Here is a 23,101-nt window from a genome sequence, read left to right on the forward strand (position 1 = left end):
ATAATTCCACAAGAACACCTCATTTCACTCAAGATAATTCTAATTCTTATTACATTAACCTGCTTCGATAGTTGAACAATCATTTTATTATTTTAACATTAATTCCCTTTTTTGTTTGGTTATTTTGTATTCTTTAGAATAAATGCGTCAATAATTCCTGTATAAAGACTTGGTACAGGAGGGTTCACAATGCTCTTATCACAAGCATACAAGTCGAATAACCCTTAATTACCAATTCAATTTTAACATTAATTCCCTTTTTAAAGTCTACAAAATGGAAAAAGCATATCTGCTTTTATTATAGAAACGCAACCCTTTAAGAACATTTTTTTCAGCAAACAAGTCTAAATCTACAAAAACGCCTTTGAGAGTCATTCCTCAAAGGCGTTTTGTCTACGGTCTGAGCATTACTGTTTCAGTAATGCCCCTTTAGTTTTATTGTTATAAAGTCTGCCTATAATATTAAATCGAGTCCAATTCAATATTTAATAACCGATGAGTCAGGGGTTACTCCCCCTCCTACTTTGTTATAATACGAATCTACTAATTAGTTGCTTTATGTCGTTAGATAAACCATTTAACCAGGCAGCACTTAATGCTGTCAACAGAAGCAGCAGTTTCTTCAATCCCCGCTGCAGATTCCTCCGAGACCGAAGCAATCTCAGATATTGATATATTTATCTTGGAAATTATGTATGAATTAAATGGAAATGGGGGAAGCCATGACAACGGAGCTTCAAAAAACTGGCGTACAACCCTCTACTCATTAAACCTTAATGCTACTTCGTTAACTTTAATACCTAAAGTTTGTTACTCCAAAGCTTCAGGAGAGGGAATTGAACTAACAACAATGAAGCCAATCACAATTTATTTATATTAGATACGAAAAGAAGAATCCTTGAGTTTGTGCAAGGATTCTTCCTATTTTCAATGTCGATTATTTGTTATCTCTTTTTTCTATGACTGCGAAGTAATTTCCTTCACCATCTGCAAAGTTAAATACTCTCCCAGAAGGCATTTCTACAATTTCTCCGACTGTAATATCTTTACTTGTATAGTCCGTATATAGCTTATCGAGGTCGTCTGTGAAAAACATTAAAGAAGGTGTACCAAGATTTAATTCAGGGGACATTTTTGCAATAAATTCCTTATTATGTAGAATGATACTTGTTTCTGCACCCTTTGATGGAGAAATTTCAATCCATCTCATTCCTTGACCATTATCTTCTTCAGAAATCACATTAAACCCTAGTTTTTCTGTCCAAAAATTCACTGCCTCATCTTGGTTATTCACATACAACATAATTTGACCGACTTTAGTAATCATTAATCTACTCCTTATCCAATAATGAAATCGCTGTTTTGCCTAAGAAGTTATTATCTTTCATATTATATACATCCCAGGGTGGTTTTTACAATTATATTTCAGAATTTTCTTTTTTTTCATATCTAATCTTGTTTCTTTACAGATAGGTAAGGTCAGCCATTTAAGGTGGAGAATCTTTTCTAGGTAAAACACACACATCTTACCGCCCTATTCATATAGTAATTTAGACAATTATAATGGAGGAGTTATAAATGATCATACACGTTGTTCAAAGTGGTGAAGCGTTGTGGCAAATCGCACGGCGTTATAATGTTGATCTTACTTCAATTGTTCAAGTAAATGAATTACCCAACCCTAACCAGTTAGTCATTGGGCAAGCGTTAGTCATACCAGTACCTGGCACCTCCCATATTGTGAGATATGGTGAGACATTGTGGTCAATTTCCCAACAATATGGTGTTACAATTAATGAAATTGTTCAAACAAACCAACTAACTGATCCTAACCTTCTTTATCCTGGTACTACACTGATTATTCCACCCTTAATGCATCAAGTCCAAACTGGAGAAACATTGTGGTCAATTGCTCAACGATATGGAACCACGATTCAAGCTATCATTTCCGAAAATCAAATTGTAAATCCTAATTTGATTTACCCAGGGATACAGTTAGTCATTCCAAGAGCAAAACCAACCATTGAGGTAAATGCTTATACGTATCAATCCAATCAAGCAGCCGTAACGTCCATTAATCAACTTGGTGACCTTCTAACCTACTTAAGTCCATTTGCTTATCTTATCACCGAAAACGGAACCCTTGCTCCCATGAAAGATGAAGCAATGATTCCTGCTGCTTTAGAAGAGAATGTAGTACCAATGATGTCCATTACCAACTTCACCTCTACTTCTGCAGGATCCAACCTAGCACATGAGGTTCTAGCCACAGCGGAATACCGGGAGAATTTATTAACTGACATCATACGGATAATGGAGGAAAAAGGCTACCGAGGTTTGAACGTTGATTTTGAAAATGTATTACCTGCTGACCGAGAGTTGTATAACGATTTTTTACAACAGACGGTGGATCGCTTACATCCACTTGGTTATTTTGTCTCAACTGCTGTAGCACCAAAGGTAAGTGGTACGCAAGCGGGTCTATTATATGAAGCACATGATTACGAGGCACATGGTAGGATTGTCGATTTTGTTATATTAATGACCTATGAATGGGGATATCGTTTAGGACCACCGCAAGCGATTTCACCGATAAATGAAATGCGTCGGGTTGTGGAATATGCATTATCTGTTATCCCACCTGAAAAAGTTGTATTAGGATTCCAAATCTATGCCCGAGATTGGTTGCTACCACATGTTCCCCGACAAGAAGCAAGAACCTTCAGTCCACAGGAAGCTATTAGTCTAGCGGTTCAATATGGTGCCACCATCCAATATGACACGAGAGCCCAATCACCATTTTTCCGTTATGTGGATGAACAAGGCCGGAGTCACGAAGTCTGGTTCGAAGATGCCCGAAGCGCTCAAGCGAAATTCGATATGATTAAACAATACAATTTACGTGGTGTTAGCTACTGGGCTTTAGGTTATCCTTATCCACAAAACTGGGCACTATTAAATGACAATTTTAATATTCAAAAGCTTATATAAAGCAAGGGTTCTTCTAGCTTAGAGAACCAACAGTTCTCTAAGCTTTGTTTAATGATGTTTGTAGCTTTGAGTATGCTTTTAGTCGGATATAGTAGAGCAATTTTTGCAAGTTTATAATTACTAATGTTTATTGAACATTCATACTCCTCTAAATTTCACTCTTTAACCTTCAATATAAACCGTTACTTATTGATACAGAGAGGTAAGCGTTTGAGGCTATCGCTCCCTTTTCATACCGAACGTAAACCCTTCAACGCAAAAGTTCTCCAACCAAAGACCATTTTCCTCTCCTACATTACTATAGTAAAAACGAATATATTAGTAGTTGCAAGATTATATCACTAATGTTGCAACTACTACTCTTGAAGGAGATCACCCGACCAAGCACTCTTATAAACGTAGAGCAAAAAGAAGTAGGAGTTGCCAAAAACGACAACCCCTACACTTCTTTTCAAGCACTGGATATTAAAGAAGGCACTTTACATTTATTCAACGACCTCCCAATGTGGATTCCAAACCACTTCCCACAAATGGCCATCTGGGTCTTGGAAGTGTCCAGAGTATCCACCCCAAAAGGTATCGTGTGCTGGATCTGTAATAACGGCACCAGCCTTTTTTGCCTGTTCTATTACCATATCGACTTCTTCTTTACTCCCTACATTATGACCAATAGTAAACTCAGTGGGGCTTGTTGCAGTCTGGTTCACCTTTGCCTCATGTGCGATATTTTGACGATTCCAAATTGCAAGTTTTAGTCCCGCTTGTAAGTCGAAAAAGGCAACAGCTCCATGCTCGAATTCTTTGCCTACTATGCCTTGTGTGGGGAGCCCGAGTCCATCCTGATAGAATTTCAATGACCTTTCCAAATCATCTACTCCCAATGTAAGAACAGAAATTCGTGGTTTCATATATTCAATTCCTCCTATGAATTAACCTTGACGGATTTTTGAACCTTTTCATAAATATCGATTGGGTTATTATGACTATCGGTGGAAGTACTGATTTTAGTAAATCCCTTTTTACCCCAAAAAGCTGCACCATTATCATTTCCGGTTTGAACGCAAAGTCTTACTTTATTAATATGATGTCTATCAAGTTCATTTTCTAATAATTGAAGTGCATAACTACCTAATCCGGTTCTTTGATGTGCCTTATGTATAATAAGTAAGCCTATCCAACAGTGATTATCAAATGGATTGTTAGGAAGATAATGAATTAAGCCAATAGGTTCCTCGTCTTCTATAATATAAAAATACTTTGCACCTAACTCTAGATTTTGCTTGTTATTCTTTAGAATATCTTCCTCAGTTAGATTATTTTTACCTCTCACTACCTGATTAAAAAAAGAGTCCGAATTCATAATATACTTCTGGATACTTACATTTTCATTAGCCATTGGTTCCTCAACTGGTACTAATACCAACAATTTTTCTCACCTTCTTTTACTAAATTATAAATCTTCACATTCCTTTCAGTTTAACTATCATTACTATTTTACAATATATTCAAAAAAAACTTTCTTTAATTGTAATGGAATCGCTTCCAAATATCCATTACTATTGTTATTTTCCTACAGCATTTCGATTCCTTTCCTTTTTGACTAGGTAGTATTAGGTGACCAAATGCGGATAGATGAATACCCTAAACTGAAACGAATAAAAGGAGGATTCTCAATGCATTTAGATCAAACAGTAAAAGATCTTTTAACTAAAGCAAGCTTATATGGCTTACTCGCAGAAAGGTATAAGTACGTTGACCCTGAAAAACATATACATTTTTATCAAATGCACTTTAACTGCGTGATGCAGCTTGAACAACACTACATGAACCCCCATGGCCATAGCGCCCACCAAATGCCAGGACAGTTGCCAATGTATTAGGTCTATTATCAAGAAGCTATATTTATAGCTTCTTGATATAGTTAAACTATCTATTTCTTTTTTTATTATCCTATCTTTATCTACAGTAGGCTTTTCCACCGTACTCCATGTACACAAAGGGAGGACGTTTTTTGGGTGGTGGGTTTAACTAGTGCTTCGGAAAAGTCAACTTACCTTTCAACGATGACAAAGATGCCATTAGACTTGCTTGTAAATGTGGCGACATCTTCAGAAAAGACCGTTGGGATAGATATATAGCGACCATCTGCTTCAAGCTTCATCACTGTCGCATGTTTCGGATTAACATCCATTGTTAGAGCAATCTCTCGTTCTACATAAGATTGAAAGCTGTCAAGTTCAAGCTCTTTGTCCCCTGCACTTGCGAGAACCTTGAACTCAATAAATCCTGAGACAAATTTCTCGCTCGTGCTCTGAGCTATAACGTCTGGATCTTCTACTTCATTGACCATAATCGAAATCATCACATCATCTGTGTCGACTTCAAGTTCTGTTGCCAGTGCTGTGATGTTTATTTCAGAAGCTGGGATTCTGTACGTTCCTTCCTCTGAAGTAATTTCTAAGAGAGATTGAGGGTTTTTCTCAGTAAGAAGCTTTACGATTGAAGCTGGAATTTTCACTTCCCCTACTTCCCCTACTTCCTTCTCTATGTTCACTGTTACACGCTCAATTTCGTCTTGTTCCTCCAATATCTCTGTGATTCGGTCTTTATTTACGGTTGTTGTAACGATTGTTTTTCCACCCTCTGTTGTGCTGCGCTCTACTCGAACGGCATGGTTATCCACGATGACTTGGCTTGGTTTCGGTTCCGGTTTGGGTTTAGGAGTTGGATTCGGTTTGCCTGGCTGTTTTGGCTTTTCCTTTTCCTTTTCCTTTTCTTTCCCATTCCCTTTAATTGTGAAGGTAACAGGTTGTGTATAAATATCATACTTATTCGTAGAATCGATTTCCTGTGTGTAACGTAACAAGGCATGAACAGTTCCAGCACTCTTAGGCGTTACCGTATTTCCATTTACTTCAAGTTTATCCTCACCATCTAGAATGACAATTTCGGGCGTTATTTCCTTCGTCTGACGATTATACAAATCTATCGTCGCACCTATCTCAACACTTTTATTTCCATTTAGTATATAGGATGCTTGTTCAGGCTTTATTTGCGCGGCCCATTCAGATGCCCAGTGGTTATAATCTGTCGTGAGTCCATTTGTCCCTAACAAAAAGTACTTATTGAAATCCGCTGTGTTTCGGTATGTCCAAGGCCAGAACGTCAAACCACGGTGCTTGGCGGCCTCCATAAAATTTTCCCCTAAACCGCTATAGCTTGTGTTGAATGTGCTATTAAGATTTTGAGTAATATGAATCGCTTCTCGTAATGACGGGTAGAGATCTGTTTCACTCGCAATCCCACTCGTTAGCAATCCAGCAGGCATGCCCGGCATTTTTTCACCTAGTAACTGTATTTGATTTCTATTAAATGAAATGACGGATACTTGATCCTCTACACCCATTTCTTTAATCAGTTCAACTAGCTTTTCGATAATCTCTGGCTTATAGCTTTTGATTTCGACAAAGTGATCTACATCCTTACCTTTAAATTCCTCGAAAAATTCTCTAAGTGTTGGAATTTCTTCGTCAGGATACTCGTCTGGGAACTGCTTATTGGCTTTGAATTGCTTTAATTGCTCAAGTGTATAACTCTCAACGTTTCCTGTCCCATTTGTTGTTCTGTCAATCGTTCCGTCATGCATCACAACAATATGACCGTCAGTTGTAAGATAGATATCGTTTTCGATGATATCTGCTCCCTTTTCATAAGCAAGTTTCGCACCTGCTAGTGTGTTCTCCGGTGCAAGCCCTGGGATCCCGCGATGCCCAACCATAAGTGGCTTTCGAACAAGAGTTGTGTTATTGGTATACAACGAGAGCGCATCGATAACGTCGTTTGTATCCTTGATGACCATTCCATTAGGCCCGGCAGTAATCATTTTATGAAGATCAACCTTTGTTGTCTGTCTATCTGTTGCCTCCTTCACCCATACAGTGATTAGCTTTCTCTGTAAATATGAGATGTTTTCGATTGTTGCCTCATCTTCAGAAAGAATCGCAATTTTTGCGAGATTGCTATTGGTTGTTCTGCGAATATCCATCAGCCTCTCTTCATTCAATTTCGTTATCTGTGAAAAATCGACAACTCCACGAATAATTGGATACGCTTCTCTTGTCTTTTTCACTAAATCAGGCTGATTAGAAAGGACAAATGCATCTTCTAAGTCTTTGCTCTTTAACAAGGTAATCAATGGTGCAATCGTAGCCTCCTCATCAATGGCAAAGGCAGGAATGATTTTCGTATCCATCTCTTCTAAGACTGTTTCAAGTGAGGCAATTGACTGATTATCAGCATCTATTACCTGTAAATCACGGTTCACCTGAAGGATAGCGGTGGCGGGAAGTTCCCCTTCTGTCAACTGTTCAAGTTCTTCGTTCGTTGTTACTTCATGAATAATAGATGGTGCCATCGAAATACCCGTATCTGGTTCTGATACTGTTACAAAGTTTTCTCCAGGCTTTGGTGGCATAGCCGATAGTTCTTTGGCCTGAAGTGACACTTTGATATTATCAATCTTCATCTTACTACCAGCCGCTTGAAAGCCAATTCGACCTTTCGTATAGGTAGTAGCAAGATCTGTGTTGATGAATAACTCATCATTAATAAAATTTTGCACACGGTTTCCATGAGTTTTAACGGTGTAATGATACATTTTATTCGCAGCAATGTCCTCTTTAAATGAAGTCTTTTCAGGTACATTCCATTCTGAGTCCGCGGTTCGTTCTGCAAATTCTATACCATTGGCAGCTGTTGCACCTTGTCTGACCGCCATCTGATAGTACGGAAAATCATTGTGTTGCACTCTGTACATTATCGAGTGCCAACGACTTGGCGTATTCGCTTGTAAATGCGTGAGATCTGCTTCGATTTTGTAATTACCAAACAGACCTAAATATTCAGGAAGAAGGACTCCAGTAGAGCTATAATTATCAGCTAAACCATCAATCTCCAGTGCCCCGTTCTTAATAGAAATCGCATTAGCCGTTTTCAATCCTACTCTAGTCCATGACGCTGGAATTGCCTCAAGAGAATCGAAGTTTTCCTCAAATAGAACATACTCAGCTTCTGCTGCATCTTTGACAACAAGATAGATAAGTTCAGAAACGCCATTTTTTTCTGCAGTAAGTTCATATATTCCTTTTTGCGTTACTGTAATAGCATTATTTGAAATGACTACTTGGTCGCTGTTAGCCGTCCACATTAACTCGTCACCTTTAATAGTTCCTTCTGTCAAATTATTAAAAGAAGCATTAAGCGTGAGATTACTAAGCTCAATTTGCTCTTTAGTTGAAGCTAACAAATATCCTTCCTCATGTTGAAGCGAGGTAACAGAAACACCTGTTGTTGAAGGGTTGACGGTAATTTCCTTTTCCACTTCTGCATTTCGGTAAATCGCCTTTAACGTAACACTCCCTGCTGCTAAAGGATGAATCTCATTATCTATTATTCTAATGACAGATTCGTCGGATGAGTACAATTTGACTTCATCCGCTTGCACAGCTTCATTAAACCCATCAGAAAACTGGACCTGATATGAAACAGGCATCGCACCGCTTAAGGCTTCTAATTCTTCAGGGACATTCATGGCTATCCGATCAGCTGTCACCCGCGTAACTTTAAGATTGTCAAAAGCCACTTTGCTTTGATCGCCTTGTAAGCCAATCTTTCCTCTTTCAAGCAGATGATGATTAAGAGACTCGTCCATCACTAATGTAAATTCATCATCATTTTTAGCCTTCATGTATTCCTTAATGTGATTACCTACAACTCGAATTTTCAACGTATATTCTTCATCTAATATTAACGCCTGCGACCAATTTCCTTTAAGAGGAACGGACCATGAATTGGTTGGCGTGCGATAAGCAAATTCATATGCCCCGTTCTGCCTTACAGCCATTTGGTTGTATTGGTTGGCTCCATTAGCAGATGCTCTTACCATAAGAGCGGCCCACCTAGCACTGTTCTGAACTCCCTCAAACGTCAAATCAGCTTCAACGGTATAATCATCCCATTGAACAGGGGCTAATGCTCTTGCCGCTTTACCTGCAGCATTCCCGTCAAATACCAGTTTTCCATTACCGCTATCATCATTAACAATTGCAAACTCATTGCTCCCATTATTCGGATGTGACGTCCATCCAAACGGTAACTCCCCTTCTTCAGCTTGATTAAAATCTTCCTCTAGAAGAATGTCACTCACGTTTCCGCTGACCGTTTCTTCATCAAGGACAATTGTTCCATATCCTGATGTGTCATTCCAGAATGAACTTGATTCGTGAGCACTCCATGCACTAAAGGGGGCATCGATAACATCATCACGATCTGTAACATTGATTTCAAAGCCTAATTCTTTTACACGTTCCGGGTCAAAATCTAGCATCTCCCACGGTACCGCAACCTCCGCAGACCACCCCTTATCAGTGGTCTGGATGGCTCTTAAAATATCATTTTCATTTTTGGATGCATGATTGTTCAGAGCTGAACCAAAGTGAAACTCAGGTGTGGTTGTATTAGGTTGATAGACAAATCCTATTTGCATATCATTATTGAGATACGGAGCAGATTGATGCGTGGTTGGATCGAAAAACATACTAATGTTATCCTGTTGAAACCAATTTCCGTCACCTTCATGAATGAGGGAGTCATCTTCTACATCAACAGCAATATAGAGATAAGTCTGATCCCAGAGCATACCAAACGTAGCACCAGCTCCTCCTTCACCAAACGAAACGGTTAATGGTTCATTTACAGTCCACATTGATTCATCAATAAGCCCGTCCATTATAGGGGCATCCATCGTTTTTTTAATATCTAATGAGGGTCTTGTCTTTTCTACGGCATATGCACTTAAAATGTTCAGATTTAAGGAGCTAAAAATGATTGTTAAGACGAGTAATATATAGATAGTTCTATTCTTCATCATATTTCTCTCATTCCTTCCTCTTACTTTATATTTTAGTTGAGACCATCGCTGATTTTAGCTCCCATTTTAAAGTACATACCAATTTCCCCTCTACTACCCCTATACCCAAAAAGTCCATGAAGAACGTTTTTTACCTTTTCTAGCATTGATCATTTCTTTGCAATAAAAGTGTGTTTTCCGGTAGTAGGTGATACTAATTGGTTAGTCGTTAGTAGGAGCCTCTTTTAATACTACTCGGACTTTATTAAAACTATATAAATGCTATGTAAAATTAGGATTGAAGTTTTATGAATTGTTAAGGGAGGTTAATAATTCCGATTTTAAACTTAAGTTCTCCAAGTGAAATAGAGACTTCGTTTCTCTTAAAACCAAATTCAGCGACCCGTGCACGATAGTCGCTGAATACCATAAATGAAAGAAGCCTTGCGGAGTATCTATCCGCAAGGCTTCTTTCATTATAGGGTCTATATTTGTTCTCTGACTTTGATACTTACCACATAGATTTAAGTCTCAGATTAATCATCTTAATATCAAAATCCTGGTAACCCTGTCTCCTTCCCCAGGTATTCATAAACTCGTATTCCGAATGGGTTTTATCAGCAATAATCTCAAGGAACTCTTCAAATCCAGTCTCCCCACCAACGTCTTCTGGCGGTGTGTTCCCCTCCCCATCAAGACAGATAGGATAATTCACAGCATAATCCTCAACAACTTCTTCAACTTCAATTACATGCTGCCAGTCGTCCCCAAAGTCATAATTGTATTTAACTTTTGCAGGAAGGTATTCCGATAGCTTTACATGCGTTTCAAGCTTCATTGGTATCTCGTCTGCATAATTAAAAGCCTCTTCGCTACAAACTAGATTCACAATCGGTTGATATTCTTCCTCATGATACGCCAAATGATTAATAGATAAGACATTTTCAGTTGGTTTATCAGCATAAATATAAAACTCATGAAGATGATAATCCTTCCAATCAAACACTATTTGTAATATTTTATGTAAATTGCTAAATGTCATATTCACCGGAACTACTATTCTCCGCCAAACCTTATACTTCTCAAGCTTCAATGTGACGTGAAGCTCCATTGCCTTTAAACTAAAAATCGGACGCCCAGTCAAACCCTCGAGATCCTTATATAACTCTTTATTCGGGTAAATATAACTCTTTTTTCCATCCCCAACTAACAAACGGCTAATCTTCTTACTTAAAGAACTTTGATACAGCGAATCTGTATTTAGTAAGTCTTCATAAAAGTATAACGTCTCACAAGCTTTATTCATCCTCGCAACCAATGTTCGATTCTTTGTTTTTGTGAAAGAGATTTCCTTAGACTGAGAAATAAGCTGTTCGATAGCCTCATCCATTATCCCCTCATCCCGAAATGTTTCACGGATTGCATGTAAGATGAGTTCATCTATTTTTTTGAAGTCTTTTGTTTTTACTCCATAGAGAACAACCACATATCGGTTTGAATCATTCACAAGCACAACCGTCTTTCTCCGGCCCACTGTTAGTAAGTTGGCATGCCAAGAATACAACGGCTCTTCCTCTAAAGGTGCAGATGGCTTTACCTTTAGTTCATCTAATAATTTCTTTGTACATTGAATTTGCATCATAAAAGCTCCTATTATTAGTTTTGGTCCTTATTGTGAGAAACTTACAGCTATGATAACACACCTACGCGCTGACTGCCTTTCTTCAACATTCCACACTTTACAAGCGAAAGTACTCCCTCCTAGATGGGATTTCAGCAACTTTCTACGTGATTTCAGCAACTATCCAACTTTTATCAGCAACTCCAGGCCACGTTTCGGCAACTTTCCAACTTTTATCAGCAACTCCCGGCCACGTTTCGGCAACTTCCCGACTTTTATCAGCAACTCCCGGCCACGTTTCAGCAACTATCCGACTTTTATCAGCAACTCCCGGCCACGTTTCAGCAACTCCCCAACTTTTATCAGCAACTCCCGACCACGTTTCAGCAACTCCCCAACTTTTATCAGAAACTCCCGGCCACGTTTCAGCAACTTTCCAACTTTTATCAGCAACTCCCGGCCACGTTTCAGCAACTTTCCAACTTTTATCAGCAACTCCCCATATACAACGTGTATTGACTACCCATGTTTATCTACGTCACTACTGGGAATACAAAAATAGAGGAAATTTTAATATTGAGGAGGCGTAGGAATTGGCAAAAACAATCTTGATTACCGGTGCAGCAACCGGTCTTGGAAAAGGAGCAGCAATCGGACTAGCGAAGGAAGGGCATCGCGTGATTGCACCGGTTGAGATTCATGCACAGGAAACTTCTTTACGAGAAGAAGCAGCTGCGGAAGGTGTAGAACTCGAGGTCTTCAAAATGGATATTAAAAATCCGGCAGACAGGGCCCGGATGTTACGATATGACTTTGATATTTTCGTGGCAAATGCAGCGATAAATGAAGGCGGTCCACTTGGAGAAGTGCCGATGCCGATTTTTCGCGAGATATTTGAAGTGAACGTCTTCAGTACACTAGAAACGGCTCAGCTTGCTGCGAAGAAGTTTGTGGAAAAAGGGAAAGGTAAAATCATTTTCATGTCTTCGATGGCTGGTATTATGGCATCTCCCTATAGCGGACTTTACGCTGCATCGAAACATGCCCTTGAAGCGATTGCGAAAACGATGCAAAAAGAAATGGCGCACTTCGGGGTGCAAGTGGCAACAATTAACCCTGGTCCATTTGCGACCGGATTCAATGACCGCGCTGTAGAAGCAAAGTGGAAATGGTTTAACGAAGACATCCATTTCTCACCGGCAGAAGAGATGAAGGAGAAGGATAAAGGGGTGGCGGATCAATTTGACCCAGCAGACATGATTGCGAAAATGGTCGAAATCATTCCAAAGGACTCCCATAAATTCCGTACCGTCTACCCTCCCGAAACAGAGGAACAAATGAAAAAAGAAGAAGCCGAAAACTGGGAGAAGGACATATAATCAACTGGTGACAGGTTCCAATTAAGGCTGGTGGCACCTGTCACCTTTAATAATAAAGTTTAATAATTCCTGCAAAATTGGTTGATTACTAGATAATTTATATTGAGTTATGATTACAGCAAATTTCTTCCCCACGATCTATGTCTCTCAGATCCGCATACTTATTTCCCCATTCACACATAGTGTTTAACACTGGGACAAATGATGTGCCGAGCTCCGTTAAACTGTATTCTACTTTTGGCGGCACTTCCTTAAAAACTTCTCTTCGGACAAGCCCATCTCGTTCTAGTTGCTTTAATTGATCTGTTAAGACTTTTTGGGTAATCGTAGGAATCACTTCATAAAACTCTTTCGTCCTCATTGATTTTTGGCTCAAGAAAAAGAGGATTAAACATTTCCACTTTCCGCCTACAGTATTCATGAAAATATTGATGCCAGTGTTTTGACTGCTCATCCTTTGCTCCTCCTAAATAGATACTTAAAAGTGGCTATGCCACATTATTGTGCGTTATTTCCTCCTGTATTAGTGTCTATTATACTTGGTAATGTAGCAAATAAAACAGTTGGAGTGGATACAATGAGTGTAAAAGAGGTTTTAGAAAAAAGACGTTCCGTTAGGCATTACGACGCAAACTATAAAGTCAGTTCAGAAACATTGTCCTCATTAATTGAATGTGCAAGTAAGTCGCCTAACGGAAATAATATACAAGCAACGAGATACTTAGTTATTGACGATCCCCATCTACGCAATGTAATACTTCCGATAGCTTTTAACCAGCAGCAAGTAATAGAAGCATCGGTATTAATCGTTGTACTTGGCGATTATCAGGCTTTTGAGAAAGATAATATTCTAAAGATACATGAAGAGGGATTTCAGAAAGGTTTTTTTGATGCATCCTTGAGAGATTTTTTAGCGGGTGCTGCTATACAGTACTATGCAAGTAAATCAAAAGAGGAGTTAACAATTGAATTAACTAGAGATGCAAGCCTAGCGTCCATGTCATTGATTTTACTGGCTAATGATGCAGGTCTTGAAACCATCACGATGTCAGGATATGACTCCAAACAACTAAAGTCGGTCTTGAATATTTCTGAGAGATATTTGGACGTTATGCTTATAGCGATGGGGAAAGGCCTGAAAGATGGTCATAAAACAGTAAGACATGATGTCAATAAAGTGATTTATAAAAATACATTACAGTCATGACTTGTTACAGCTTCTTTCCTTATCAGGTGATCCGAGATCGTATCTAATATGTGATTATGGCATTAGTCGATCAGAGAACGCAGGCCCCACACGTTGCGCGCCTGCTACGAGAAACCAGCTCATTGCTTAAAGGCCATTGAAAAAGAAAAGCGGAGGGCACTGAAATAGGAAAAACATCCTTTTTCAGGGCCCTTATAAACTTCACCTTTTTTCGTGCCACCCATAGAGGTGGCTCTTTCTATGTTAAGCTATGCTCTGATATTTAGTAGCAATCCCATCTGCACGGCTAGGCACTACTACCAAAATAACTCCTTCTCACCTTTTAATTTCGCAATCCCTTCTACAAAGAAGTAGTCGCCATAAATAAGGGGAGCATCTAAGCCTTTCTGTTCTGGATAATGACTTGTACCGGAAAGAATTAATCCATCTTCATCATCGTTATCCCATGCACCATAATTCTCATATAACGATTTTAATATCTGAATCGCTGCTTTTTTATACATCTTTGATTCGCTAGCAGGTACTTTTTCCGCGAGTAACAATAACCCTGATGCGGCTATTGCTCCTGCAGAAGAATCCCGGTAAGGCGTCACATCTTCAGGAATACGGAAGTCCCAATGTGGAACGGAGTCTTCTGGTAAATTAGCAATAAAGAAATGCGCGATTTTCTTTGCAGTCTGTAAATATCGCTCTTCTTCTGTATAATCGTAGCAAAGTGTTAACCCATAAAGGGCCCAAGCCGCTCCCCTTGACCATGCCGAATGCGGGCCATACCCTTGCCCGCCAATAAATGCGCGGCGCTCTCCCGTTTCTGGGTCAAAGTGTACGATATGGTGAACAGAACCATCCGATTCGATAAAATGGGCAAGAATTGTATCCGCATGCTTCATCGCCACGGCTTTGTAGCGCGGATCATCCGATTCCTGTGATGCCCAAAATAATAAGGACAAGTTCATCGCACAATCAATAATCGCATACCCTGTGTTTTCATCCCCTTCAAACCAAGGATTCCAGGCGCGAATAAAGTTTCCGTTAATGTTGAAACGGCCCATGAGTAAGTTTGCAGCTAAAAGCGCACGGCGACGCGCATCTTCATCTCCAAGCAACTTATATCGAGCCACACTTGTTAACGTCCACATAAATCCAATATCATGATCTAACCGGTAATAGTCTGTCACTACCTTATCTAATTGCGCCTCACATTCCTCAGCCATCTTTCGGAACGATTCATCTTTCGTCTCGCGATATAGCAACCACAACTGCCCTGGCCAGAAACCTGCTGTCCACCAATGAGGCGGCGCAAGCTCATATGTACCATTCTTGCTTAAATGAGGAAAGTTTGCTCCGATTTTCTTACTCGTTCGCTCAAGCTTTGTTGTTATCTTTCCCCATGCTTCTTCTACCCAGTTTTGATTAACGTCCATCCGCTCATCTCCTCTACTCAAATTGAAACTTTAGATTGACCGTACACTTCTTTTCTATGTTTTTCACACGAAAATCAAGGACCACGAACTCTTCCAATTTCCCGTGATGATTAGAAAAATCCTGCTTTGTTTTCTTGCATTCTAATACCTCTTTATCATAGGAGATCCGTAGCTTTTGTTTCGTCCCTACTAGAACAATTCCATCATTGTCTTCTTTTATTACGAATATTGGTGTAATAAATCGTTCAACAATCGAGTCTAGATCCTTATCAAATGTATACGAATCTTCTAAGTGAAGAATCGGTTTTTCTCGTTTTTCCCATGTGAACATCCTTACCAATCGCTTCAAGCTCTCGACTTTATAGGCACCGGAAATTTCTAGTTCGACGATGTCACTTCGCCCGTCGTCCTCTGTCCTTACATTTAGATCGGAAGCAGCATATGAAGCCCCTTCGTGCTGATAGTGATGGTTAATGATTGGAACGGAATGGCCTTGTGACCCATTGGACATATACGAATATCGCTCTGGCCCAAAGTACTTTTTCGTATATTCTCCACTACCTAAATCTTGTAAAAATACGTCTCCGCCTCCAAACAGCATGAAATGGCCAAGATCATTATGATTGTGAGGCTCATCATTATGTCCACCTTTTGTTGCGAAAGCATAAGCCTGACCTTGATTTGATACCCTTGAAATGAACCATTGGGCCTCTGGTAAATAATAGGTTCCATCTTCCCATGGGTTTCCTTCGATATCCTCAGCAACCCAGATTAAATTACGAATCGCTGGAGCCCATCTGCTGCAAGGATCATCTGTGTAATTGGCACAAATGTCCCGTTCTGGAATTTGAACATCCGGATAAAGGCGGTGTAAATAATGACTTAGACCTAAAAATACTGATGCCCTTGGAACGGAGTCGGAAAAATTAACAATTACATTTTTATGAAGAAAGCTTTTTTGCTCAAACAAGGCAATCTGATGCACTTTTTTCGACTGAAATAAATTGATCGCTCCAGCTGTTTTCTTCTTCAGTAAATCTGCAAAATACACATAAAAACCGAAGCCATATTGCCAATACTCATACCCTTCTAAACACGCGCCATCCTCATAAAACCCTTCAAGATAATGATCCATCGTCCGGATTACTCGCTCAAGAGTCATCGCTAGCTCCTCTTTATCTTTAATGATATAAAGAGCAGCGGCGCCGATTGACCCGGCACAAACGGACGCCCAATTGTGAGTCGCTGTCTCCCAGTGAAAAGAACCATGATGAAACGGCCAAAAAATCCGCCTGTATACTTCTTCATGAATCCGCCTGCCCACTATTGGGTCAAGCCACTGTTCTGTTAATTGGTAAATCTCACTTAGCGCAAAGGCCGTTTCTGAGGCAAACAAATCAATCGAGTGCCACCTCTTCTCTCGTGCTGTTTCTTGCGGAAGCGATAAATTATCGTCTGGCTCTGTTTCCAGATTTCCTAAATGGGCAGGTAAGCACCACGTCGATTCCTCACAAATCGACCAAATCGTGTTTTGCAAAGCATCTCGGTAAACAAGGTTTTCTGGCTCCACTAACAGCATCATCGCAAAGGTATTTAACCGCCTTCTTCTCGCAAAATACACGCGCTCATACTCTAGACGCGACCCCGTTTTCTGATATTGGATAAATAAAGAATAGTCTAGTGTAGGCTCTACCTCGTTTAGTAGTTTTTTGGCTTCTTGTCTAATATCTTCCACCATTTTTGAAGGATTCTCCCGTACCTTCTTAAACCAGTGATCTTGCTCCTCTTTGCTTGGAAATAAAAGCGAGGATGTTTCTTTTAATGAACTAAGTTCTAATATGTTCATAGTTTTCAAACTCCTGCTCGAATTGAATTGTCTTCTTATCTGCTGAGTAAACCGTCACTTTATGGCCGTCTAGTTCTACGTGCGGCTTCTCTCCCCAGTTACCGGTGTCATGACTAGGTTCACCAAACACAGCCGTAACGAGCAAGTGCGTGCCAATCTCGAAACTAGCTGTAACCGTTGGGATGACTGTGCGCGAGTTGATGATGTTTGTGTTCGCATTTGGGTGGATAACAACCGCTCTACCGTTCATGCTTATACTCTCAATCCCACTGAGGCCTAAGGCGGTTTTCACTACCACACTCTTCTTGTTCTTCACTTCATCAACTATTCCTTCTTGAAAGGCCTCATCCGTTTTTCCTAACGCAAATCCACCATCAGCTACATCTAACTTTCGTTTCGTATCAATGTGATGGACGCGTATATGCCACGGAATACCAGCGATAACCCATGTTCGAATCACAACGTCTTCCCACGGTTTCCACTTTGTATAAATCACATTTCCTTCTATTGTATATTCTTCACTTTTTCTTTTGACTCGGTAGATCTTATCACCTTCGCTTACAGCAAGCATCGAGTCAAACGCCCCTTGGCCCAGTCCCCACTCTGCTCTTGGTACGCTAAAACCGAAGTAGGTAGAGTAGACAAACTTTTCATATTTGGCGGATGTATGTGTGTGTTCATTTGTAGTTGAATGGCCTGAGTTAAACGCTGCTACATGTCCCGTTTCCTCTTGACGACAGATAACGAGATGGGCGGGTTCTTGAATAGACAATGTCTTTAAACGAGGGAGTGGCTTCTCTTCCGCTTGCCAAAACGGGTGATCGCTAGGTAAGGCTAAAATTAGAAATGTTTTCATACCCCAATAAGGAGATCCTGGAGAATTATAGTTTTCCGCCATCACTAAATTCGGGTAAGCATAGCCAATACTTAACGTCCCATCTTGATGAAAAATCGGCTGTTCACACCACCAACGTAGATGATTTAAAATGATTCCCTTCATTTCACCGTATGAGAATGCCTCCACTTCAGCAAACACCAACGCACTCCAAAATGAAACTTGGGCAAATCGGTACGAAAGACTTCTTCCATACGGCAGAGCAGAACCGTCTTTTGAAAACCAGTAAATAAACTGTTCCGCAAACAAACCTGCTCTTTCTTTATAACGTGTCGAGCGTTCGCGGTCTTCTTTTTCCATCAATTTTGCATAAAGTAAGCAATAATAATGAATCGCAAACGAGGTGTAGTAATCGCAATGGGCGCCTACTCCATCTGAATACCAGCCATCTGATAGGTAAAACTCATCAATTCTATTTAAATTTTGTTCCATCTTTTCTTTATCATAAGGGACCCCGACACTTTTAAGCCCTAAGTTGACGAGGACGACAAATAGGAGCCAATTGCAATCATAGGCTTTGCAGTGATTGATTTGCGAAAGCCATGTGATGAGGTTTGTTTTTTCTTCCTTTGTTAATGGATGATAGATTTTTTCAGGGGCAAGCGCTAACGAAAAGCCATAGACCGCCATTTCGACGATTCGCTGATCATAATCATGTATGTCACCCCAATATTCTTGATGATTCGGGTTCGTTCCATTTTTAATTCCCTCTAAGATCGTGTCCAAAGATGAATAGTCTCTTCCCCCTGCTAGAAGTGGAGCAATCCCCCAAAGGATTCTTGAAAAGCCCTCCATTTCAGCAACTCGGTCAGGGTACGCAGCACTTGTGTTTCCAATATGAACATGGGCTGATGTTTGACCGAGAGTATTGGTGACAGGCTGACATAGCTGTTCTAACGCTTCTTGGACATCTTCTCGTGTTTTGAACAGATTTTTATAAATGGGCAAGTCAAAATTTTTCATCATCTATACCTCCAGAGAAATCTTTGCCGTATTCTTCTTTTCTACCTTTTCAAACGCCACAAGCCCCCCCTAAGCAAGATTGATTTATGTAGATTCTTTAGTATCGTTGCGATTGCAAGGACTCAAGAATGACTACTAAGCTAGACCACTTCTCTAACATTTGAGAGATATGGAATTTCTCTGAATTGTAAGCGCTTTATGAGTTTCATATTAATTCACTACATTCAGCAGGTCAAGTAATGACGTGTATGACATGGGGATCCGTATAGAAATGGAAGAGCGGGCCGAAAATCATAAAATCCAACTGCTCAAATTCATAAAGGGAGAGTATGATAACATCCCGAAAGATATTGATGGAATCATCGTCGTGGGAGATACGTTTGAAGAGCAACTTGAACTCTTGAAGAAAATCACACCGAATATTTTGGTAATCGATTCCTATTATGTCAATGACCATTGCGATGCGCTTTTAATAGACTTTGAAAGAGTAACAAGACAAATTTTAGATCATTTTATCGAAACCGGGCATCAACACATTGGGTTTTTAGGCGGTGTTCAAACATTTTCCAACAACGCACCGCCTATTCAAGAAAAACGGGAAATATTTTTTAGACGATATTTGGAGTATATTTACACGCAAATCTTCACCGTGAATGCCGGTTATCAACTCATGAAAGAAGCGATATCCAAACTAAAAGACAAATTGCCTACCGCTATTGAGACGAAATGAATGGTAAGGACACAACAACGTAATTGCAGCGCTAAATGGGCGGCTAATACTTTCAGGTTAGCAAATTGACCAACTGACTTAGAACAAATAACAAAAAAACGACTTGATATGGGCAATTTCCAAACAGGTCGTTTTCTTTGCAATTGACTCCTGTTAAACTAGTTAACAGACTCTAAATATCTAAATTTGGTAGCGTTTGTCTAAATAGACAGCTACAAATCCCCTCAACTACAATCATCAAACAACTCCATAACCTCCGGGTACTCACAAACCCGATCAAACACATGCTCCTTATAAAAGTTCATCACGCCCTCAAAATAAACAAAATACCCACCAATCAGCTTTCGATACTCCCGTTTGAACATTTTCTCGTTAGCATCCCAGCTATCCCTTGTAATCGTAGAATGGTGATAAGGGACATAGGTGAACGTCACATCAGTACCGCGAAAGATTCGTTCATACGCCAAGCGCGTTCTTCTCATGTGAAAATTACTCGTCACAACAAGTGCCGAGCGAAAGCCATGTTCCAAAACAATGTCCCTTGAATAAAGAGCATTCTCATATGTACTCGTCGCCTGATTTTCCTTTAAGACTGCTGCACGAGGGATGCCAAACTTGTCAGCACGTTCCACCGTACTCCCTACGGCCTTAGCATTTGTCAGCAATACTTTATCGGCATAGCCCTGATGATACAACTCAGCTGCCGTCTCCATCCTACCACTTGCTCCGCTAAGCAGAATAATCACATCTGCTTTAATTGGCTCTTCCTCGTAAAATAAGAAATCAATGAGTAGCGGCCTTGGCAAGAAAAGTACCGTTAAGATAACAGTTAAAATCAAAAGGTTGCTTACAAAAAGAATCACAAGCGGTTTCACTCGGTTCCTCACGTTAATTTCCTTTTTCGTCCTCATCTCGTACATCCTCATTTACAAAATGACCTACTTTTACGGTAGGGTGTTCTCTCTCAACATCGAAGAGCCCCTCCGCCATCAGTCGCCTTAACTCTGTTTCGATAAATGCAACCAATTCAATTGTATGACAAGTCTTATTCTCGTATGACTTAATCGCCAGAAGCAGGTCCACAAGCTTCTCTTGCGTAACAGGCACGGGTGTTAAGGTAGCCAAAAAAAGATCTCTCCTTCGATTTAGGGATGGAACCACACTAGATAATTATATTCTAGTGAACTTTCATTTCTACTATATACATTAATTTCCTTTTTGTCATCACTCATAGATTTTTTTAACAAATGGATACTGTTACACACTCTCTCCGGATAGTTCTCACTCTTATGTTCAAGTACTAGAATAAAAAATATTTTCACTAAAAGAACAATTACCCCCTAATAACACTCGATTTATTCACGTCAGAGAGAGGGAGAACATTGAATATCGACTGCCGTAATTGTTAGGCATTCTAAAAAATCCCTAAGCATCGAGGTGCTTAGGGTCAAAAATAGGAGTCACTCATTTAAATAACGTCTGAACCTTCTCATAGCTATCCAGCGTCCCAATATCGAACCGCATCCCTTCAAATTTATACACATAGACATCTTTGTGTTGAATAAGCCATGGGATGAAGTTACCAGGAGCATCTGGATTATTACCTTCTTCAATATAATTTTTGATAAGTGGCAAGGTTTCTTTTTGATAAATATAGAACGGTGGAACGGCTAGGTTTGATTTAGGATGTTCTGGCTTCTCTTCAAAGGAGGTAACTCTATCACCGCCGTCTACTTCAATTACACCGGTTCTCTTGATCTCTTCGGTGTCATTTAACTCATGTGTAGTAATACAATCGGCATTTAAAGTCTTGTAGAAATCAACAAAAGAAGTCAGCTCAAAGTCAAACAGATTGTCTCCTGCTAAAACCATGACATCCTCATCAAGTTCAGCTTCATCTAAGACGTATTGAATATCCGCAATTGCTCCTAATCTATTGTCATTTGTTGTCGTCTTATCATTAATGACTGAGACGTTCAGCGGACCAAGATAATTATTCGCCCAGTTCACAAAGCTTTGAAAGAACTTTTCATTTGTAACGATATAGACGTCATCGATGATATCTACTTTTTCAACCTTTTCAATGATATGGTCCAAAATCGATTTATTTGCGACCTTTAGTAAGGGTTTCGCTGTATTCTTTGTGAGTGGGTATAAGCGAGTGGCATAACCAGCTGCTAATATAATACATTTCATTTGAGCAAGAGCCTCCTTTTTGATGCTGTGCCTGTCACCATCTGTATTTGTCATAATTTGGATGAGGAGTAAAGTATGAAATGGCAGTTAAACGTGAAAATAATATGTAAAACGAAGAGCAACTGTTATAATTCATTCTCCTTTTTACAGTAGCACAATTCCTCATTACTCGACACTTTTATCCATAAATCTGAGAGTGCTTTTTCAATCGTTGTAACGCCAATGTCTGGACAAAGAGTAGCAATTTCTGATTTTGATATCTTTCCTAGCTTCGTTGCAAAGATGTGTCTTACACGTTCAGCCTTAGTAAGTCCTTGAATTCGTATTGTTTCTACCCTACCGCTAAACTCTTTATAGGCACTGAGGATAACTCCTAGATAGTACTTTACAAATGGTGAATAGTTGTTTTTTCCTTCATGCCATCCTTTTGAACTTTCCTCTAGCACTTCATAGTAGCTTTCCTTTGTTTTCTCAATAATCATCTCAATACTGATGTACCTCCATGTCCTAAAATTGAAATCCTCCATGGTGCTGCCATATTTCCATTTTGTATTTCCTGTTAAAAACCATCCAACGTACTTCTCCATCTTCAAGTTTTAGTACTAGCATTCCGAGAAATAAACCCAATTAGCAAGACTGGGAAAAATTTCACTAACACAGTATAACTATGTCATTTCGACAAATATTATAAAGGCAACGAATTATAAGGAGGTGACAACAATGGACGCACAACGAGCACAGGAGATTTCTTCCTCCACCAATATGGCAAATGTAATGTATAACGGGAACCCGATCTATATTGAACATGTGGATCAACAAAGTGGAACAGCTACTATCCATCCTCTTGATGATCCAAATCAAAAACAGAGTGTTTCTGTAAATAGCTTATCTGAGCAATAATGTAAAGGGACATTTTCCCTACATATACAACAGGCCCTCCCA

Annotated in this window: 20 protein-coding genes; 7 read left to right on the forward strand and 13 right to left on the reverse strand. The window is 39.7% G+C overall.

Annotation, left to right across the window (positions count from 1 at the left end; translation table 11 throughout):
- The first annotated feature begins 595 nt into the window (after positions 1-595).
- The gene (locus CEF19_RS07965; RefSeq protein WP_100405600.1) at positions 596-880 is read left to right on the forward strand and encodes a hypothetical protein; all 285 of its coding nucleotides are present in this window, start codon (positions 596-598) and stop codon (positions 878-880) included.
- 57 nt (positions 881-937) lie between these two features.
- Here the strand turns inward: CEF19_RS07965 and CEF19_RS07970 are convergent, their stop codons facing one another.
- Positions 938-1,327 (reverse strand): VOC family protein, encoded by a 390-nt coding sequence (locus CEF19_RS07970; protein ID WP_100405601.1) that lies wholly within the window; start codon positions 1,325-1,327, stop codon positions 938-940.
- Positions 1,328-1,578: 251 nt separating this feature from the next.
- Here CEF19_RS07970 and CEF19_RS07975 point away from each other — a divergent pair, with 251 nt between their 5' ends.
- Positions 1,579-2,991 carry a glycoside hydrolase family 18 protein gene (locus CEF19_RS07975; RefSeq protein ID WP_100405602.1) on the forward strand — a complete coding sequence of 471 codons (1,413 nt, stop codon included), beginning with the start codon at positions 1,579-1,581 and terminating at the stop codon, positions 2,989-2,991.
- Between the two features lie 485 nt (positions 2,992-3,476).
- On the opposite strand, the gene CEF19_RS07980 is transcribed toward CEF19_RS07975, so the two are convergent.
- A complete protein-coding gene (locus CEF19_RS07980) occupies positions 3,477-3,899 on the reverse strand; it encodes a VOC family protein (RefSeq protein WP_100405603.1) in 423 nt (140 codons plus the stop codon).
- 14 nt (positions 3,900-3,913) lie between these two features.
- Positions 3,914-4,417 carry a GNAT family N-acetyltransferase gene (locus CEF19_RS07985; RefSeq protein ID WP_157800907.1) on the reverse strand — a complete coding sequence of 168 codons (504 nt, stop codon included), beginning with the start codon at positions 4,415-4,417 and terminating at the stop codon, positions 3,914-3,916.
- A 247-nt stretch (positions 4,418-4,664) separates the two neighbouring features.
- Here CEF19_RS07985 and CEF19_RS07990 point away from each other — a divergent pair, with 247 nt between their 5' ends.
- The gene (locus CEF19_RS07990) at positions 4,665-4,871 is read left to right on the forward strand and encodes a hypothetical protein (protein WP_100405605.1); all 207 of its coding nucleotides are present in this window, start codon (positions 4,665-4,667) and stop codon (positions 4,869-4,871) included.
- A 170-nt stretch (positions 4,872-5,041) separates the two neighbouring features.
- On the opposite strand, the gene CEF19_RS07995 is transcribed toward CEF19_RS07990, so the two are convergent.
- Together CEF19_RS07995 and CEF19_RS08000 are read right to left on the reverse strand one after the other, a co-directional pair.
- Positions 5,042-9,919 (reverse strand): glycerophosphodiester phosphodiesterase family protein, encoded by a 4,878-nt coding sequence (locus CEF19_RS07995; RefSeq protein ID WP_100405606.1) that lies wholly within the window; start codon positions 9,917-9,919, stop codon positions 5,042-5,044.
- A 490-nt stretch (positions 9,920-10,409) separates the two neighbouring features.
- The gene (locus CEF19_RS08000) at positions 10,410-11,540 is read right to left on the reverse strand and encodes a plasmid pRiA4b ORF-3 family protein (RefSeq protein WP_227521950.1); all 1,131 of its coding nucleotides are present in this window, start codon (positions 11,538-11,540) and stop codon (positions 10,410-10,412) included.
- Between the two features lie 572 nt (positions 11,541-12,112).
- Here CEF19_RS08000 and CEF19_RS08010 point away from each other — a divergent pair.
- Positions 12,113-12,898, forward strand: a complete 786-nt coding sequence (locus CEF19_RS08010; protein ID WP_100405609.1) for an SDR family oxidoreductase — start codon at positions 12,113-12,115, stop codon at positions 12,896-12,898.
- A 97-nt stretch (positions 12,899-12,995) separates the two neighbouring features.
- On the opposite strand, the gene CEF19_RS08015 is transcribed toward CEF19_RS08010, so the two are convergent.
- Positions 12,996-13,352: a winged helix-turn-helix transcriptional regulator gene (locus tag CEF19_RS08015; RefSeq protein ID WP_100405610.1), complete on the reverse strand. Its 357-nt coding sequence runs from the start codon at positions 13,350-13,352 to the stop codon at positions 12,996-12,998.
- 123 nt (positions 13,353-13,475) lie between these two features.
- Here CEF19_RS08015 and CEF19_RS08020 point away from each other — a divergent pair, with 123 nt between their 5' ends.
- On the forward strand, positions 13,476-14,105 hold the full coding sequence (locus CEF19_RS08020; RefSeq protein ID WP_100405611.1) for a nitroreductase family protein: 630 nt from the start codon (positions 13,476-13,478) through the stop codon (positions 14,103-14,105).
- A 296-nt stretch (positions 14,106-14,401) separates the two neighbouring features.
- Here CEF19_RS08020 and CEF19_RS08025 read toward each other — a convergent pair whose 3' ends face one another.
- Genes CEF19_RS08025 through CEF19_RS08035 form a run of 3 tightly spaced genes read right to left on the reverse strand, consistent with a single transcriptional unit; the run spans position 14,402 to position 19,236 of the window.
- Positions 14,402-15,529: a glycoside hydrolase family 88 protein gene (locus tag CEF19_RS08025; RefSeq protein WP_100405612.1), complete on the reverse strand. Its 1,128-nt coding sequence runs from the start codon at positions 15,527-15,529 to the stop codon at positions 14,402-14,404.
- A gap of 13 nt (positions 15,530-15,542) precedes the next feature.
- Positions 15,543-17,375 carry a heparinase II/III family protein gene (locus CEF19_RS08030; RefSeq protein ID WP_100405613.1) on the reverse strand — a complete coding sequence of 611 codons (1,833 nt, stop codon included), beginning with the start codon at positions 17,373-17,375 and terminating at the stop codon, positions 15,543-15,545.
- Positions 17,356-19,236: a DUF2264 domain-containing protein gene (locus CEF19_RS08035; RefSeq protein WP_100405614.1), complete on the reverse strand. Its 1,881-nt coding sequence runs from the start codon at positions 19,234-19,236 to the stop codon at positions 17,356-17,358. Before CEF19_RS08035 ends, CEF19_RS08030 begins: the two co-directional genes overlap by 20 nt.
- A gap of 250 nt (positions 19,237-19,486) precedes the next feature.
- On the opposite strand from CEF19_RS08035, the gene CEF19_RS08040 reads away from it, so the two are divergent.
- Positions 19,487-19,963: a type 1 periplasmic-binding domain-containing protein gene (locus tag CEF19_RS08040; protein WP_157800908.1), complete on the forward strand. Its 477-nt coding sequence runs from the start codon at positions 19,487-19,489 to the stop codon at positions 19,961-19,963.
- A gap of 224 nt (positions 19,964-20,187) precedes the next feature.
- Here CEF19_RS08040 and CEF19_RS08045 read toward each other — a convergent pair whose 3' ends face one another.
- From CEF19_RS08045 to CEF19_RS08060, 4 genes are all read right to left on the reverse strand, one after another.
- Entirely contained in the window at positions 20,188-20,874 is a 687-nt protein-coding gene (locus tag CEF19_RS08045) for a YdcF family protein (protein WP_157800909.1), read from the reverse strand.
- On the reverse strand, positions 20,852-21,088 hold the full coding sequence (locus CEF19_RS08050; protein ID WP_100405617.1) for a hypothetical protein: 237 nt from the start codon (positions 21,086-21,088) through the stop codon (positions 20,852-20,854). The genes CEF19_RS08045 and CEF19_RS08050 overlap by 23 nt, the downstream gene beginning before the upstream one ends.
- Positions 21,089-21,427: 339 nt before the next feature.
- On the reverse strand, positions 21,428-22,159 hold the full coding sequence (locus CEF19_RS08055) for a nucleotidyltransferase family protein (protein WP_100405618.1): 732 nt from the start codon (positions 22,157-22,159) through the stop codon (positions 21,428-21,430).
- A 125-nt stretch (positions 22,160-22,284) separates the two neighbouring features.
- Positions 22,285-22,746 carry a hypothetical protein gene (locus tag CEF19_RS08060; protein ID WP_198510260.1) on the reverse strand — a complete coding sequence of 154 codons (462 nt, stop codon included), beginning with the start codon at positions 22,744-22,746 and terminating at the stop codon, positions 22,285-22,287.
- A 133-nt stretch (positions 22,747-22,879) separates the two neighbouring features.
- Between CEF19_RS08060 and CEF19_RS08065 the strand changes: the two genes are divergently transcribed.
- Complete coding sequence (locus CEF19_RS08065; RefSeq protein WP_100405619.1) at positions 22,880-23,059, forward strand: small acid-soluble spore protein H; 180 nt, start codon at positions 22,880-22,882, stop codon at positions 23,057-23,059.
- Positions 23,060-23,101: the final 42 nt, after the last annotated feature.

Source organism: Bacillus solitudinis (assembly GCF_002797395.1).
GTDB lineage: Bacteria > Bacillota > Bacilli > Bacillales > Bacillaceae_D > Halalkalibacter_A > Halalkalibacter_A solitudinis.